The sequence below is a fragment of the Candidatus Saccharibacteria bacterium genome (genome assembly GCA_016191105.1).
Lineage (GTDB): Bacteria > Patescibacteriota > Saccharimonadia > CAILAD01 > BJGX01 > JACPPH01.
Genome location: JACPPH010000002.1, coordinates 71171 through 87512, shown reverse-complemented (window position 1 = coordinate 87512; position 16342 = coordinate 71171). Strand labels below are relative to the sequence as shown.

Here is a 16342-nt window from a genome sequence, read left to right as displayed (position 1 = left end):
TCATTTTTGGCAACTTACCGTGCTATCCAAATGTAAATAAGTATTAAGCTTAAAGCCGGCAGCGCAAATAATACCTGCGATCTTAGACAATAAAGTGGGCTGTCTTTGTAGTTTTTGGTCTTGACGTACTGATAAAAATGACCAAGCTCTTGAACTATCGCACCCGCAATCACATACCAGAAACTCTTCTGCCAAATACCAACACCAACCAGAGAATAACCAACAACATGTAGCAATAGGTTAACTTTGCCCTGATGACACCGCATAAACTCCCGCAAACGCTTGCCTAACATTACTTACCCCGAATGTTGTTAAGTTCGTATAGGCTTAGCAGCTCAGCAACCGCTTTTTTTTGGGCTTTGCTATCGCCGGCCCCAAACATATCTGTAATGTGAGTGCGTAAATGGTTCTCGAGCACTAGCTTGTTTAATGATGCGAGCGACCGTTGAATAGCCAAGCTCTGCGTCAATACATCCATACAATAGGCTTCACTGTCTATCATTTTTTGTAGGCCTTGGATTTGACCCTCGATAATCCTCGTGCGATGGACATAGCGCTTTTTTATATCAGCATTCATATTGATTTTATTGTATACCCCTGAGGGGTATTAATCAAGCCCCGCCTTGTGCATCGGCGTTATAACTAGCAGCTAACCTGTTAGTGCTCAGTTGTGTTGGCAACAAAGCTGCAAACTTTTACTTAATTAGCCATTCCACCCATATTACTACTATTTGAGCTAGAACTAGTTGCATAGCTCCACTGTGTTTGCCACTCTTTCATTTGGTTGATTTCTTTGGTCTGAGCAGCAACGATGTCTTCGGCAAGTTTGCGCAACTCCGGTCTTGTGGACTTTTGTAAGACCAGGTTAGCCATACCAATAGCCCCTTGGTGGTGTACAGTCATTTGTTCTAAGAAGGCCCTCTCAAACTCACTACCAGACTTGGCTTTGAGCTGGTTCGTCATATTCTCCATGCTCATCGACGAGCCATTCATTCCGTTGCCCGTGTTCATGCACATCGCTCGCATCATTGTTTGGTTTTGTGAATTAGCAACAATGGCTGACACAAACATAGCCAACAGTACACCCACTAGTAAGCCAATCACACCATATAGTATTGATTCCTGCTTCATCATTATCTCCCTGTTAATCTTGATACTTTATTTCAATCTGATCATTGTCGGCCACCATGTAGTTTTCGAATTCACTGTTAGGCTGGCCATTAACAGTCATGGTGATTTTTGACCCTTTAGGGTCGGTCTTGTCGAACACCTGGATTTTGCTGAACTTCTTGTCCCAAACGTCAAAAAACGCACTCAAACGAACTTGGTCTTTTCGAACCGGGCCCTCCATTACTTCCCAATGCAATTGACCACTATTGTCGTGAGTATGTATGTTCGCCATTTGCATCATAGAATCATACCAACGGCTTTTGGCATACTGCTGACCAATTCCTGTTTCGGCTGGAATCTCTTGTTTTTGTCCGTTAATATATACCGCTAATTTTGGGTGCCAATGGATCTCACTGTTCGAGACTATATTGGAGTCAGTTGATTTATTTGTGGTGTTTGAGGTCTTTGCCTGCCCTGGCGGTACATCGGGGCGAGTAATAGCGAATCCGATAAACAGCGCAACCGCGAGCACGCTTAAGCCTATCACTACAGGCCATATTTTAGATTTCATATTATCTCCTTAATTTGTAAAGTACTTTCTACTACAAGAGATTTTTTTAATCACGATAAGACTCAAAGCGTTTGTAGAGCGGCGGCCCTAGGCTATAACGAAAGGCCTTGTTAAAGACCCCGGTGTTAGTTGTACCGACAGCAAACCCAGCCACCAGCCCTGCAAACGATAAAACTAGTACCAAACTTTCAGGATTAGTAGGAGCGGCACCAAGATTACCAATAGCCTGGCCAAAGCAAGCAATTTTACAGGTTGTGTTGTAGTCGAAATGTTCGCTGGTGGGCTGCATTGACATTGAGTAGAAATTTAATATCGCTAAACCACCAAGCAGCAACGCTATGGTAACCAAGGTTGTAAATAACTTACTTTTTACCCCGGAAATCATAGTCAGATTGTAACATATAAGATTAATTTTTGCTGGAGCTAGCCAGTTTTCTTAAGCCTTAATTTCGACTTGTCGTGGGCGATTGCTTAGTAACTCTGCTTGGTTTCTAGCCCATTTGCCGATCTGCCTATCGCCACACCTGGCGAGTAAATATCAAAAAAGACCCAAATGGGTCATTTTGAGCATAGGCACTATGGCTGGGGCGGCAGGGAGGCGGCTCTCGCCTTCTTCACTCATTCATGCTCGAAATATATTTCTGTGCGTGGATTTCGCTACGCCGAACCTTCCGCTACGCTCTACGGTTCGATATCACACACGCCAGCGAAAAACACCCGAGACAAGCTCGGGCACTTTTCGCTGGCTGGGGCGGCAGGGATCGAACCTGCGAATGCCGGTACCAAAAACCGGTGCCTTACCACTTGGCTACGCCCCATCGTCGAGCTAAAACTGGGTTTTAAGCTGCAGTTACGCAATTTAACCTGATAATCATAGCCGAAAACGCTGCATTTTTCAAGATTCTGCAGGTAGCAACTGCCAGAAAAGTTTTTTTACAAAGTGAAAACCCCGGATCCGCTTTCGCGAATTGCCGGGGTCTCACATCACTCACTTGCCTACTCCATGCTGATCTCGCCGCTCCTGAGCCGTCGAAACAGCTCGCAGCGCTCACCAAGCTCAGCAATGGTACCCAAGTCCACCAGCTTGCCATGGTCGAGCACCAACACTAAGTCGGCGTGTTCGACCGTACTAAACCGATGGGCTATCAGCACAATGGTGCAGCTCCGCTCAGCTGACTTAGCCTGGATAGAGAGGTTCACCATGCGTTGGCTCGGTTCATCGAGAGCACTAGTGGCCTCGTCCATGATCAGCAGCTGCGGTTGCTTGGCAAGGGCTCGCGCAATGGCGATCCTTTGCCTTTCCCCGCCGCTGAGCCGCACGCCGTCCTCACCCACCATCGTGTCGTATCCCTCAGGAAACTCCATGATGAACTGGTGGGCGTAGGCCTGCTTTGCGGCTACCTCTACCTCTGCTTGGCTCAGTTCGCGCAAGCAGCCAAAGCCGATGTTGCTGGCAATGGTGCCGTCGAAGAGATTGGCATCTTGCAGCACTGTGGCCGCAACCACCTGCATGAGGTGTTGGCGGTCTATGTCGCGCAGGTCAACACCGTCGAGGTAAATGGATCCCTCGCAGGTGTCGTATGCCCTTATCAACAGATCGGCCAGAGTTGATTTGCCTCCACCCGATGGCGCCATAATCGCCACCGTGCTGCCTGCTGGCAGCTTGGCGGTTATGTCGCGTAGCGCGTACTCACCGTCGTCGTGGTAGCGAAAGCCCACACCGTCGAGCACAACCTCGCAGCCAAGGCCAGAGGCGGGCAGTTGTAGTGCATTCGGCATACCGTCGATAGCCGAGCTACTAGAGAGCAACTCAACCATGTCGTTGAGACTGGCCACGCCTTCGTAGGCCTCGCGTTGAAAGTTGGCATAGCGGAACATGTGGCTGTAAAGCTTGGCTATCCAGCCATTGATGATCACCAACACGCCGGTACTCATGGCGTCGATGCTGTACAGCCAGAGGGAAAACCCCCAGATAAACAGGATCGAAACGCTCAACACCGAGTTCTGTACCACCCAGTGGCGAATGCGAATCCGTCGGCGTTTGGCGTTGGCCTGCATGAACTTCTCGATTGCACACTGGAGCTCGCGAGCCTTTTGTAGCTCCAGGCCATTGGACTTGATTGTCCGCCAGCCCTTAACCTGCTCGCTGGCCATCCGTTCAATTGCCTTCCATTCCTCATGCTCTTCTATGCGCTTGGGAGCAAACACCTTCTCGAAGTGCCTGGTAACCAGGCAGTAGATGGCGATGGTCACGACGGTGATAGCACTGTAGCGCCAGTCGAATATCGACAGCGCCGCCAGGATGAACCCGATCATGATGATCATGGGCGTAACCTGGTAGATCACTACGTCGATGAGGTTTTCCATCTTCCAAATGTTCTTTGAAAGCGTGGACTCCTTCTCTCCGGTGGAATGATCGATCTGGTACTTTTGATCCTGGCTGAGCTGGTGCTCGTGACCATGACCAAGAATGTTGCCCAGGTTTTGCCAGTCGGTTGTCATCTGGTGATACTCCTTGTGCTGGTCGAGCACGGTGTGAACCTGGCGAATGCCAAACATGGCAATCACCCAGATCACCAGGGTGCTGGCAGGAGCCTTAACAGACATGCCGTCAAAAATACCCCGCAGCGGATACACCTCGGCCACCGACAGCGCCTCGACCACAAACACCAGTGCTAGCGCCTTGACAATGCTTTGGCGCATAGCACGATATTTGGCTCGTACTTCTGGCTTAGCCAGCAGCAGACGATACATCTGCAGCATCATTTTGACTCCCATTCTTCCTCCTTATAGGGGTCGTAGGTTTGGTTGTGAAAGATCGTGATGTGATTGGTGCTTCTAGCTACGGGTTGCCGTAACTAAAGAAGCTCGAGAGTGTGGTCCCGAGCTTCTAGCGAATGATTTCTCTAAAGTTTATGAAATAAAACGACTCAGTCCGGGCACACGGGTAGCGCTAAGCGCGCCAAAAGTGGGCGCTGTTTTTGCTCGAGTGCGAGTAATTAACTTGACTGTGTTGATTAACATAGTGCTTCTGATAATAACATAAGCATAACTGATGTCAACAACATTTGGCCAACTTTTTTCAAAAAAAGCTATTTTGCTTATAAATGACGAAAAAGTTACTAGATCTTTGGCTTCATTTATAGGCAAAACACCATCCCCACATAAAGGCCCGGTTTTGTTGTTTTAAAGCGATAACCTCGCGAAAGTGATAGCGGTAAGCTCATATGTCTTGCCGGCTATTAGTTAACAGTTCGGACCCTTGTGTCGGGGTGGCGGTGTATTTAGTTGTAGCTTGAGCACTATTTGGGAGTCCAGTAGCTCAAAAATAATGATAGTTGAATTATACCACAGGTACTGGATATTGTCAATACAATTTTAGAAAGTTTTTTTGCGGTCGGCCTGCCCGGTTTAACACCTTATGACTTTCTTAAGAATGTAAAAGCCTCACCGTGCTATCATAGCTATATGATTCAAGCCGTCTTAAGTTTGGGCTACGTGGTTATCGTAGTGCTAGTTGTGCTTTATCTGGTTTACATGGTGGGACTATCGAGGGTGCTCGGGCAGCTACAGGCCCGCGGCTGGAGAGCCTTTGTACCGATCTATAACTACTACTACCTCATCAAGACGCTAAACTTGCCCAAGCGCTGGTTCTTTATGGCGCTTATACCCTATGCCGGCAGCATATACTCGTTCGCAGTGGCCTCACGCTTGGGTCGGGTTTACCGCCACAACTTTATATTCTCGTGGTTTTGGTTAACCTTTGGCGCCCCGGTGGGCATGCATATAATCAGTTTATCCAAAAAAGGCCCAAATCTCGAGGCGCTAAAGGAGCAACCACCGAACTTGCGACAGGTCGAACAAGAGCTGATTAAACTTCGCAAACACAACCGAGTTGAAAATATTTAAGTCTGCTTGAGCGCTTCGGCATAGACATGCAGATAGTCATTGGCCATTTTGGGCAGCAAGAATTTGCGGCGAACTTGTTCTTTGGCATCGGCTTCGACATGCAAGTAGTCGCGCGAGTTTTTGAGTACCTTGGCGATACTCTCGGCCGAATCATGGTTATTGTCGGCTAGGTAAAAGCCGGTTTTGCCGTTTATAACTTGCAAGGCTATGCCCCCCACTGGTCTGGCAAACACAAACTTGCCTTTCCACAAAGCCTCGGTTACGCTTAGCCCAAAACCCTCCTGGGTAGAGTTTTGCAACACCGCAGCTGCTCCGCGCTGCAGAGCATTGACCGCCAGATCGTCTTTTTGGGTAATTATATGGATGTTGCCGTGATCAGCCTCGCGAGCAATTTGGCGTACCTCTTCGAAGTACGGCTTCCCCTCTGGGTCGTCGGTGGCGTAATCACCCATTAACACACACTGCAGGCTAGGAATTAATTTGCGGGTCTCAGCGAAAATCTCTATAGCACCAATAGGATTTTTAAACCTGTCGAAGCGCGAAACCTGCAATAAGTACGGCTTGGTAATATCGAGTTCATATTTGCCTAGGTAGGTATCTATTTCGCGTTGACTGAGCTGGCGGTTTTTGTCGCTCAAAGGGTCGATTGCTGGGTGTACAATGGCCACTTTTTTGCGCTCCAAACCCGATACATATGCCTCGAGCGAAAATACAACCTTACTAAAATACTGGTAGTAGTCTTGGACCCAGGCAAGAACATGGGGGTCAGCCATGGTTAGGTCAATATGGCAGCGCCAGATTAGCTTGTGGTTTTTAAGATACGGAGCCAGCCCGAGTGTCTGGGGATCATGCAGTATATACAGATCCCCGTCTTGCGGAATATCGACAGCTGCCTCTTGCAGATACTTGCTGTAATGCTCGAGTTCGAACTGGTTTGGCAACGCACAGTGTCCTTGCAAACAATTATGGAGGTTTTTGGTAATAGTAAAGAAGTGATTATTGCTAGGTAGAACTAGCCAGTCGGCATATAAGCCGAGATCTCTAAACAATGGTATCTGGCTATGCAAAAGTTCAGCCACCCCGCCGCCAATAGCGGTGGCATTGATCTCATAAATCTTCTTACCCTCTAGGGTTTTGGCAATGCTCTTGAGCCTATCTATCTCAATCGGGTCGGTGTCGGCCTCGTAATCAGCTAGTTGGTGGTTATCGAACTCGGTTACTTGTAGCATAACCATATTGTACCGAAACTTAAGGGGTTTACGCAAAATCTTATTGATATAATTTGGTTAAAATTGTATACTGGCTGCGATCTTGCGAAGACCCCTGGTTTTCGCTTGTCGCACCCACCCATTGGCGCCAACTCGAGCGCCCTACCCCAAGGAGCCACCTTGGCTGCAGCTGAAATCCTCAACAACTCCAAGTTGCCGCTTTGCCGCGAGAGCGAGCACCGCTACACCACATGGGTGTACAAGCCTGGCAACAAGAAGATCCAGGTCTGCAGGAAGTGCCTTGAAGGCGGCAAGGGAGAGCGCCGCCCTCACTAGCACTGCCCAAACCGCCGCATCCAGAGCCCCTCGACACCAGTTAACGCTGGAGTTGAGGGGCTCGCCTGCATTTTATTGTCAATTTTTGTTGACAAAGCATAAGCGTTGGTGTTATTATTACTTTCGCTATGAACCGATATAGTCATACAACCACAAATATTTCCGCTCCCACCTTTATGGATTATAAAGGCGAGCTTTGTGTCGCTATGGCTTATCGTGTACTGAACTCATAAATTGAACTAATTTCTCAGATGCGATGAGCCTCCGAAATGGAGGCTTTTTGGTTAAAACGCTAAATTTACAATCTGGTTGTAACCCATTCTTGGAGGCTTATCGGATTTTGGAAATCCCAAAATCCGCTCAACAGTAGTCTTGGAATTATCAAGGCTCCCTCGACAATGTTGTCGAGGTTCGTTCCCTACAGAAAGGAAAGGCCATGTTTGGCTTCCCTATGCAAACCAAAACCACCGATGGGCTGGTGATCCGCATGCAGCCCATCTTGGAAAGCGAAATGGCAGCCGTGCCCGAACCGTTGGCTCGCTACGAAGTCTGCGCCCATCTCAGTTTGCGCGGTGCTCAAAACCACCAGCAAGAGCTGGATTGGCTCAAGGCTCGCTACGATGATCCTGATTCTCAGGGCTGGGGCATCTATGAGTTCAAGCCCGGATCCGACAGTCGCGGTCGCCTCATCGGCGCCAGTGGCATCGAGAACATCAGCAGCTACCGTGGCATCAGCGGCGTCGTGCTGTGGGACAGCGGCATGTGGGGCAAGGGCATTGCCAGTGCCATCCACCGTGCTCGTTGCCTCTATGCGGTCGACGTGCTCGGCCTGGTGGCCATCGACAGCGGTGCCGACCTAGTCAACCAGGGCAGTCACCGTGCTCTCTGTGGTGTCGGCTACGTCAAAACCGGCGTCGACTACAATCGTGGCGTGGCTTACGGCAAGCACTGCCACGCAGTGCGGCTGCTGTGGGTCAACCCCAGCGAGTACGCCTGGAACTTCTTCTGGGCTGGCGGCAAGGTGCCCAAGCACTTTGTGGCCGGACGCGTGCGTGCCCAAAACGCGCTCGATCAAGCCCGCAAAGAGGTCGAATTCCTGTAAGCAATCTGTAGGAACAAGCGGGGGTCAAAAGCCCCCGCCCTACCGCATTTATAGCCTATGTATTAGTGTGCCTATCTCGGTGTCGGACACACCGAGGCCAAATTCTTTTTCGAGTTCTTCGCGCAGTTTGTCCGAGGCTTCATAGTCTTTGCGCTCACGAGCTCGTTCGTAGTTGCTAATAAGCTCCTGAGCCGGCTTGGCTATAGGCTCATCATTTACTAGTCTTAGGCCCAAAACCGAATCGGCCCACTGCATGGCTTTTTTGGCCTGCTGATTGTAAGCCTTACCTTCAAGCAAGCTAAGAGCCGCTAAGGCTTCAGGACTGTTCAGATCATCTTGTAGCGACTGGTTGAACTTTTCCATGAACTCAGCAACCTTACCACTTTTGTCATCTTCGGCCAGCTGATCCTCTTTTACCAGAGTTAGTTGGTCGGCGTACTTGCGCAAGTTTTTTAGCCTTTCACCGGCAGCCGCCAGAACTTCACTGCTGTAGTTCATTTCACTACGATAGTGGGCTTGCAGGCACAGGTATCGAAAAGCTATAGGGTCTTTGACATCTTCGATGGTCAAGAAGTTACCGACCGATTTGGCCATCTTACTATTCTCGACATTAACAAATTCATTGTGCAAATAATAATGGGCTTGGTCGCCGCCGCACTGAGCAATCTCATTTTCGTGATGCGGGAATTTAAGATCCACGCCGCCAGTATGAATATCAAAGGGCTGGCCTAAGTATTTGGTGCTCATAACTGAGCACTCAATGTGCCAGCCAGGCCGGCCACGCAAGTTTTGGCCTTCAATCTCGAAATCCCATGCCGGCTCATCGCTTTTTTGAGCCTTCCAAAGCGCAAAATCACCCACTCCCTCTTTTTGATCTTGATCGTCTATTACTCTGGCTTGAGCATTGAACTGCACATTTGCTAGCACACCGTATTTGTGGCCGGCTTTTTTGTAATGCTCTAGGCTAAAGTACACACTGCCATCGCTAATGTAGGCAATTTGTTTGGCTACTAAATGTCGAATTAGCTCCTGAATTTCGGCAATGTTATCGGTGGCTCGAGGTAAACGGCTTATGTCGGCCCGGTCAATTCCAACCTTCTCAATATCATTTATAAACACATCTGTGTAACGATCGGCTAGCTTTCCTAGGGCAGTAATTGGCTCATCACTTTTGTTGTCTCGAGCGGCTCGAGCAATAATCTTGTCGTCGACATCGGTAATGTTCATAACCCAGGTGACATCGAGGTGTTCGACGTAGCGCAGAACCCGCTGCAGCAGATCTGGCAACAAAAAAGCACGCAAGTTGCCGATGTGCACATGGTCGTAAACCGTTGGCCCGCAGCTATATATATTGGCATGACCAGCGTGAATGGGCTTAAATTCTTCTTTTTTCTTGGTTAGTGAATTATAAAGTTTTAGCATTAGTATTCTTTTCCTTCGTAAACGGCCTTGAGTGCTTCGGCGGCGTACCGACAATCTTCGAGCGCATCGTGGTTTTGGCGCTGTGGTAGACCTAAGGCTTTGAATGTTGCATCACCACGGAGTTTATCGCCTTGACCGGTGCGACATAAGTACATATAGCAAATTGGCCATACATCTAAGTAGTGATAATCATATTCAAATATAGTTTTGCCAATTATGCGTAGCATTTTATCGAGCAACCCTCTATCTAGTATTGAATTCCACGATGACAAGAACACGTCTGTGCCAAATTTTTGTAAGAACTCTTTAGCTACTTCTTCTTGGGCTGGGGCATCCTCTAGGTCTTTTTGAGAAATTCCGGAAATCTCCAGCGCTTCTTTACTGGCCTTGCTTAAGTCTGCGCCGATAAATGTAAGATAAGAATCTTTTTCTTGCAGAGTCTCTTTATCGAGCAATATTGCGCCTAATTGAGTTGGCTCGTGAACAACCGGGTCTATGCCGGTCGATTCAAAGTCCATCAACAGTATGTCTTTGGCAAAACCTTTCATGCATATAAGTATAGAGCATCTCCTGCACATGATGCTACCTTAACCTAAGGGTCGTACCCTTAGGTTGGTAAAGAGAGGGTGCCTTTAATGCAACGCGTCCTCCATACTGGGCAGGACGCGCAGCGTGAAGGACTGTGTGGGGGTCAACCCACGCTCACCTGTTCTGGCTCAGGCAGAGCACCCTTGCGTAGGGCAAAGTAGGCGTAGTGGGTCGGATCGTTGGTAAGCACGATGGCGTAAGCCCGGCGAGCTAGCTCGTGGAACTCGGCTCGTGGCAGCATCGACACGACGTCTGTGAGCTCCTTGCCCATCTGCCTGGCCCAGTGGGCCAGGTTGGAGTTGGCACGGATCCAGACGGCGTGCGCTTCCCATGGCTCATCCCCTGTCTCGGCAATGAAGTGGACGCTAGGCCCGTCTTTGTCGTCGAGCGGCATGTATCCAAGGATCTGGCGTACAATCTCGAGTGTGTTGTAGCCCCACAGCTCGACCGTGAAACAGTTGCCCGCACGGGCATCGGCATCGGAGCTGAAGTTGCCATCGCCAATCACTATGGTGTCACCGTGACCCATGTCGCTAATGCAATGCAACAGCTCACCCGTCAGAAGCGGATGGATTCCTCGGAGCATGACTCTTACCTACTTTCTTGGTGGTGCGGATTGATTCGGACACTATAATAGCATATTAGTACCTGAAAATCTAGCATTTAAAAGCTCAATCGATTGTTGAGCGCTCGGCCAAGCGTCATTTGGTCGGCGTACTCTAGATCAGCCCCGATCGGTAAGCCATGAGCCAGCTTGGTAATCTTACCATCAAAATCATTAAGTTTTTTAGAGATATACAGCGCCGTAGTCTCGCCTTCTAGGTTAGGGTTGGTGGCCAAAATAATTTCTTCTGGATTTAGCTTGCGCACTCGCTCGAATAAGCTCTCAAGCTCTAAATCGTCGGGGCCAATACCCTCTACCGGACTGATTACGCCATGTAAAACATGGTAGGTGCCTTTGTATAGGCTAGTTTTTTCGATAGCCACAATATCGAGTGGCTGCGACACCACACATATCAACTTTTGATCGCGGCTATGATTGGCGCAAATGGAGCACCGGCTCGAGGTGGCAAAGTTACGACAGACCTCGCAGTTTTGTAGGCCCTGTTTGAGCTCGAGCACAGCCCGACCCAAACCCTCGTAGTCATCACTTTTGAGCAAATAAAAAACCAGCCGCTCGGCCGTTTTCGGGCCAACCGATGGTAATTTGGAAAACTCTTCAATTAATTGGGTTACCCCCTCTGGCAAAATATCCAAAAACCCACCTTTTTAAAGCTTCTGTTTATAATACCATAAGCTCGATTGTATTTCAGATTTAGTGAAAATGTTAAGGCTCAAAAATTGGAATGAAGTGCAAGGATAATTTGAGACTCGAAATGAATCGCACAAAAGGTACGATGAGTGAAAGTCAAAAATTAGACGCAGCTATTCGTTCCAGCTTACAGCCGACAGCTACATGCCAGGCAAGCCGAGCCCACCAGCTATAGCCTGCATCTTCTCGGTAGCTTCGGCCATAATCTCTTTGTTGGCCTTGTTGATAGCACTAGCCAGCAGATCTTGCAATCTATCTAGGTCTTCGGTTGCGCTTTCATCGATCTTGATATCGCGAATCTCAACATTCATACTGCTGGAGCTAATAGCAATGCCGGCCGTGACGTGCACCAAGCCGTCGCCAGCTTCGGTTTCTATGCTTAGGCGCTTGAGTTCTTTTTGCAGTTTAAGAGCTTTTTGGGCCATTTTGGCCTTATCCATCATACTCATCTAGGGTCTCCTTAAAACAATTAGTTATTTTACCAGGTAGTGTCGGACTTCGCTATAGCCCGACTCAGACTGCTGTTGCAGCTGCCAGCTGGCCGGCACCTGGCTGTAATAGCTGCGATCGCCGGTTTTGCCCACCAGCCACACCCTTGAACCAACTGGGATTTCTGTATAACTATCCAGATAGACGTTTTGATCGTATATAAGACTCGACTCGCCATAGCCATTGGGTCTGCCGGCAACTCCCGTATAAAGCAATAAACGCTGGCCAGTAGAGTTGTAGTAGGTACTATCAAAATAAGTGTAGAGCTCGCCCGAAACAATAATATCGCCCGGTCGAAAGCCATCGTTTAGCACCGCCATTTCAGCTCGCATTTGGTGATTGCTCTGTGCATAAACGTTACGAATGCCGACAACTTCAACAGCACAAATCAGCAGCCCCGCCACTATGGCCAGCCAGAGATTGAGCCGGTAAATCCTGTCCACCATTAAAGCCAGTAAAATATAAAAGCCGATCGCTGCAAAGGCAAAATAACGCTCATGGAACACTGGCTTAAACAACGACACCACAATGCCAATCGTAATTGGCAGAGCCGTGTACAGCACTACTAAGCGAGTAAACCGTTGTTTGGTTTTATCGCCCTGCCAAAGCCATACCATCATCGCGACCACGACCAAGCCAACTAGCCAATAAGCTATATTTGTTAAGCGGCCATCGGTAAAGGTTAGAAATTGCCACACCGTGTCAAATGCGGTTCTAGTGCTGGTTGGTTGCAACCAGCTTAGGCCTTGGCCGCGCTTGAGCTGCGCCAACATACTGGGCAGCCAAGGTAGAAACAAAACTAAGGCTACAATGTTTGCCGCCCACCACCGCCAGCTTAGCCAAATGGTTTTTTCGAGCCTCCACTGCTTAAATGGCTGTAACAGAATCAGGTAAGCCCAGAGGCTAAAAACAGCCAAAACCGTAAAATAATGGGTGTACAGACCAGCGGTGATGGTTGTGGCAAAGGCCGCATAAGCCCAAAACTGTCTTGGTTTATTGACAATATTCATAACCGCCCAGAGTGCTAGCAGCAGTTCGAGACCAAGCAAGCCATACATGCGCGCCTCTTGCGAGTAACGAATCAGGAATGGCGCCAAAGCCAGAAAAACTAGTGCAAAATAGCCGGCTCTCCTACCAGCAGCTTTTTTGGCCACTACATAACCAATCGGGATTACGGCCGCGCCAGCAACAGCGCTCAAGCTGCGGACTGCCAGCTCGCTGCGACCAAACAAATTAATCCATAGATGGAGCAGCTCATAATAAAGCGGCGGGTGAACATCGCGAGCCGTCAATGCCCAAATACTAAACGGGTTGCGGCTCGCCAGCATTATACTGAAAGCCTCATCGTGCCAAATGCTAGCCTTGGCAATAAAACTAAACCTTATAGCCACGCCGAGCAGGGTTAGTAAACCGACCACAATAGCCGAATGTCTAATTATTGGCCGCTTAAGCGATTTCGGCTGATTCTGCACCATGGCCCCGTGCCTTGTTGTAGCGACCTGTTATCAGCCACCACTTTATCCTTACCAGATCAAAAAATGTCTGTAGGGTAGATTTAATGGCCTTGCCGCCAAATGAACCGCCGGCCACATCGTGCCAATCGGGCACACTGATAGTATCTATTCTATAGCCCAGCCGGCGGGCAATAGCCAAAGCTTCCATGTCGAACCCCCAACTAACAACCCGTTGTCGTTTAAATATTTGGCGAGCGGCCTCTGCCTCAAAAACCTTAAAGCCACACTGGGTGTCTTTTATCCCCGGCAGCAGGATTAGTTGAACCAAAAAGTTGCCTACCCCAGAGATAAACTTACGCAGTCCGGTATGGCTACTTTGCAAGTCACGCACACAAATGGCTATCGGTTTCTCTTCTTTCATAAGCGCAAATACATTGTCGATATACTTGAGTGGAGTCGCCAGGTCGGCATCCATAAACATAATGTAGCGACCCTTGGCAGCCATTACCCCCAATTTAACCTGCTTGCCCTTAAGGAACTTACCCTTTGGCCTAGGCCCAGCATCAATAACTTTTAGACTCTCAAATGCCTTGGCCTGTTTTTTGGCAAGCTCGGCCGTGCCGTCAGGGCTATGTAGATCCACAATTATTACCTCAACTGATTGCTTTTGCTTGCGCAAATAAGCTGACAACTCCCTAAGAGCTGAGTCTATTCGCTTGGCTTCGTTTAAGGTCGGTATAACTATACTTAAATCAACTGCCACTGTAGTTCACCTCGTAGGTGTAGAATAGAGCCTTTCCGCTAAAATCAGAATAGCGCGGTGTTATTGTGCCACCAGGAAATTTACTTTTTATTAAATCGATTTCGGAGCTGGATTGGTCACCAGCCGGAATAATAAACAATTTCTGGCCGTTGGTAAGCGGTAGGCTGCGCAAAGAAGCTTGATCTAAAAGATCATAAGACGATTTATAGTGAGTTAGATATTCGACAGGTTTGGCGCTGTATTCGTCTGCTACCAAATATTTGCGGTCACTGCCTTTAGAACTGTTAAGGTAGTTGGCGATTGAAGTCATGTTTTCTGAATAAGCAGAATATGTTTCGGGGTCCTGAGCCCAAGCCACAAAATAGGCCCGGTAGCCCTGAACTGCGGTCAACACCAGCAGGCCGCAAATCAAGACCAGGCCCAAATTGCGAGCCGGTGCATTAACCGGAAATGTTTTATACCACTTTTGAAGTAAATAGTTAATGCCAATGGCGGCTAGCAGAAAGGCTCCAACTTCGGTGCCAACGCTGCGCAAGGCATGGGGCAGGCTTTCGGCCGTTAAAACCGCCGGCAACATCATAACAAAGAACAGGGCTATAGTGGCCGCGTAAGCAATGCGCTTGAAACGTAAAAAACAAACGCCTAAGCCCAGAATCATCATAATACCTACAAACGTATTCAGCAGTGGTTCGCCCGGTACATTGTGGCGCGGATTTTCATCGCCAAACAGATTGTATTGGAGCAACGTCTTACCAACACCGCTAGCAAACGCTTGCAGCGGCCGGCCACCATTGAGCTGACTATTAAGCACGCTGGTACCGCCAGCCCGGGCAACTGAATCGCCAGGATTCCGAACAATTGTAACAACAAGTGGTGTTAGAACTATCAAGGTTGTAAGTAGGGCTATGCCAAGCTTTTTTAAATTTGCCCTTAGCCAGAGGCGCCTGAAAAGCAGCATATAAATCAACCCAGCCGCAGGCACCAGGGAAAACAACGAGAAGGCTGTATAGCTATAAAAACCAAGCCCAAAAACAGCTCCGGCCAACACAAAATACACAATCCGCGAGGTTTTGTAGGCTTTGCCTGCCAGCAACGCAGTTAGAGCCACAAACAAAGGCACCAGGCTGGCTCTAAAACCATCTCTAGTGATTATCACGGCCCATGGGTTTACAGCCATAATAAAGGCCGCCAATAAGCCCGCACGGCGACCAAACCAATCTTTGGCCAAGAAATAAACAACCACCACCGCTGCCACTCCGCCAAGAGCCGGCGCCATTCGCAAGGCTAGTGTTGTGCTGCCCATAAAGGCTACAAAAATTGCTTGCAAATAAAAAAACAGGGCTTCTCTAGGACCATTGGTGTTATAAATAATCCGAAAGTCATAACGATCGAACATCTTGAAAATATCTAGGCCATTCGCAGCTTCGTCGGGATGAAGCCCGGGCGGCAATTTCCACAACTGCCAGAACCTAAAGAACACTGCCAAACCAATAACTAACAGCAGCAGGATTAGCGGCAGATATTTCTTAAAGGTCTCAAGCTTGTTTGACTTGCTTTTCATCTACAAACACAAAGTATTTATACATTAGGTAATTATAGCTCAGTACTATTAAAATAGCTGCTGCTAGGGCAGTATTTCGTTCATCAAAGCTTTGGCTAAATGGCAAGCGCAAAAAGCTTGTAATCTTATAAACCACTGTCGATGGCCATACCCAGGCACCGGTCATTATTTTTAAGATAGCCGGTCTAATAATGTAAAGCCCGAAAGCAGTAATAGTAAAAAAGTAAACTATCCTCTTGCGAGCCACATGACGAATACGAAAAGTAAAGCGAGAGTTTAGCAAAAAACTAACAATCATGGCCACAGTGCCAGATATAACACCAGCCACGACCACTCCATTCAAGCTAATCATTTGGCCAGATACCACAAGGTTACCAAAGCTAGCTGTTTTGGGCAGTAGCGTGACTACCAGCACATTTAGAACCACAAAATCAACCAGCGTGTTAACCACGCCCACCGCTACGAACCTAATTAATTGAGCTACTTCACTAGATGATTTCTTTTTAGGCATAAGAAT

Annotated in this window: 18 protein-coding genes and 1 tRNA gene; 2 read left to right on the top strand and 17 right to left on the bottom strand. The window is 48.4% G+C overall.

The features are described 5' to 3' along the window. Nucleotides 1–14 precede the first annotated feature (14 nt). The 7 genes from HYX70_00665 to HYX70_00635 form a co-directional block, all read right to left on the bottom strand. The gene (locus HYX70_00665) at nt 15–293 is read right to left on the bottom strand and encodes a hypothetical protein (protein ID MBI2797795.1); all 279 of its coding nucleotides are present in this window, start codon (nt 291–293) and stop codon (nt 15–17) included. Continuing rightward, complete coding sequence (locus tag HYX70_00660; GenBank protein MBI2797794.1) at nt 293–577, bottom strand: metal-sensitive transcriptional regulator; 285 nt, start codon at nt 575–577, stop codon at nt 293–295. Before HYX70_00660 ends, HYX70_00665 begins: the two co-directional genes overlap by 1 nt. Before the next feature lie 122 nt (nt 578–699). Further along, nucleotides 700–1134, bottom strand: coding sequence for a DUF305 domain-containing protein (locus HYX70_00655; protein ID MBI2797793.1), 435 nt, complete (start codon nt 1132–1134; stop codon nt 700–702). Nucleotides 1135–1144: 10 nt separating this feature from the next. Continuing rightward, entirely contained in the window at nt 1145–1681 is a 537-nt protein-coding gene (locus HYX70_00650; GenBank protein ID MBI2797792.1) for a hypothetical protein, read from the bottom strand. 46 nt (nt 1682–1727) lie between these two features. Next, nucleotides 1728–2066 carry a hypothetical protein gene (locus tag HYX70_00645; protein MBI2797791.1) on the bottom strand — a complete coding sequence of 113 codons (339 nt, stop codon included), beginning with the start codon at nt 2064–2066 and terminating at the stop codon, nt 1728–1730. A gap of 358 nt (nt 2067–2424) precedes the next feature. Continuing rightward, nucleotides 2425–2499, bottom strand: a tRNA-Gln gene (locus tag HYX70_00640). A gap of 178 nt (nt 2500–2677) precedes the next feature. Beyond that, entirely contained in the window at nt 2678–4459 is a 1782-nt protein-coding gene (locus HYX70_00635) for an ABC transporter ATP-binding protein (GenBank protein MBI2797790.1), read from the bottom strand. A 690-nt stretch (nt 4460–5149) separates the two neighbouring features. Between HYX70_00635 and HYX70_00630 the strand changes: the two genes are divergently transcribed. Continuing rightward, entirely contained in the window at nt 5150–5590 is a 441-nt protein-coding gene (locus HYX70_00630) for a hypothetical protein (protein MBI2797789.1), read from the top strand. Here HYX70_00630 and HYX70_00625 read toward each other — a convergent pair. Next, nucleotides 5587–6819 (bottom strand): glycosyltransferase, encoded by a 1233-nt coding sequence (locus HYX70_00625; GenBank protein MBI2797788.1) that lies wholly within the window; start codon nt 6817–6819, stop codon nt 5587–5589. The genes HYX70_00630 and HYX70_00625 overlap by 4 nt on opposite strands. Nucleotides 6820–7585: 766 nt before the next feature. Here HYX70_00625 and HYX70_00620 point away from each other — a divergent pair. Continuing rightward, nucleotides 7586–8236 carry a GNAT family N-acetyltransferase gene (locus HYX70_00620; protein MBI2797787.1) on the top strand — a complete coding sequence of 217 codons (651 nt, stop codon included), beginning with the start codon at nt 7586–7588 and terminating at the stop codon, nt 8234–8236. 48 nt (nt 8237–8284) lie between these two features. On the opposite strand, the gene HYX70_00615 is transcribed toward HYX70_00620, so the two are convergent. The 9 genes from HYX70_00615 to HYX70_00575 all read right to left on the bottom strand — a co-directional run bounded on the left by HYX70_00615 (nt 8285) and on the right by HYX70_00575 (nt 16336). Beyond that, nucleotides 8285–9658: a cysteine--tRNA ligase gene (locus HYX70_00615; GenBank protein MBI2797786.1), complete on the bottom strand. Its 1374-nt coding sequence runs from the start codon at nt 9656–9658 to the stop codon at nt 8285–8287. Continuing rightward, nucleotides 9658–10206 (bottom strand): 3'-5' exonuclease, encoded by a 549-nt coding sequence (locus HYX70_00610; protein ID MBI2797785.1) that lies wholly within the window; start codon nt 10204–10206, stop codon nt 9658–9660. Before HYX70_00610 ends, HYX70_00615 begins: the two co-directional genes overlap by 1 nt. 143 nt (nt 10207–10349) lie before the next feature. Beyond that, on the bottom strand, nt 10350–10832 hold the full coding sequence (locus tag HYX70_00605) for a hypothetical protein (GenBank protein MBI2797784.1): 483 nt from the start codon (nt 10830–10832) through the stop codon (nt 10350–10352). 77 nt (nt 10833–10909) lie between these two features. Further along, nucleotides 10910–11503 carry a recombination protein RecR gene (gene recR / locus HYX70_00600; protein MBI2797783.1) on the bottom strand — a complete coding sequence of 198 codons (594 nt, stop codon included), beginning with the start codon at nt 11501–11503 and terminating at the stop codon, nt 10910–10912. A gap of 195 nt (nt 11504–11698) precedes the next feature. Then, nucleotides 11699–12007 carry a YbaB/EbfC family nucleoid-associated protein gene (locus HYX70_00595; GenBank protein MBI2797782.1) on the bottom strand — a complete coding sequence of 103 codons (309 nt, stop codon included), beginning with the start codon at nt 12005–12007 and terminating at the stop codon, nt 11699–11701. Between the two features lie 24 nt (nt 12008–12031). Then, entirely contained in the window at nt 12032–13522 is a 1491-nt protein-coding gene (locus HYX70_00590) for a glycosyltransferase family 39 protein (protein MBI2797781.1), read from the bottom strand. Next, complete coding sequence (locus HYX70_00585) at nt 13494–14264, bottom strand: glycosyltransferase (protein ID MBI2797780.1); 771 nt, start codon at nt 14262–14264, stop codon at nt 13494–13496. Before HYX70_00585 ends, HYX70_00590 begins: the two co-directional genes overlap by 29 nt. Beyond that, nucleotides 14254–15825: a glycosyltransferase family 39 protein gene (locus HYX70_00580; GenBank protein MBI2797779.1), complete on the bottom strand. Its 1572-nt coding sequence runs from the start codon at nt 15823–15825 to the stop codon at nt 14254–14256. The genes HYX70_00585 and HYX70_00580 overlap by 11 nt, the downstream gene beginning before the upstream one ends. Continuing rightward, nucleotides 15800–16336, bottom strand: a complete 537-nt coding sequence (locus HYX70_00575) for a GtrA family protein (GenBank protein MBI2797778.1) — start codon at nt 16334–16336, stop codon at nt 15800–15802. Before HYX70_00575 ends, HYX70_00580 begins: the two co-directional genes overlap by 26 nt. Nucleotides 16337–16342 lie beyond the last annotated feature (6 nt).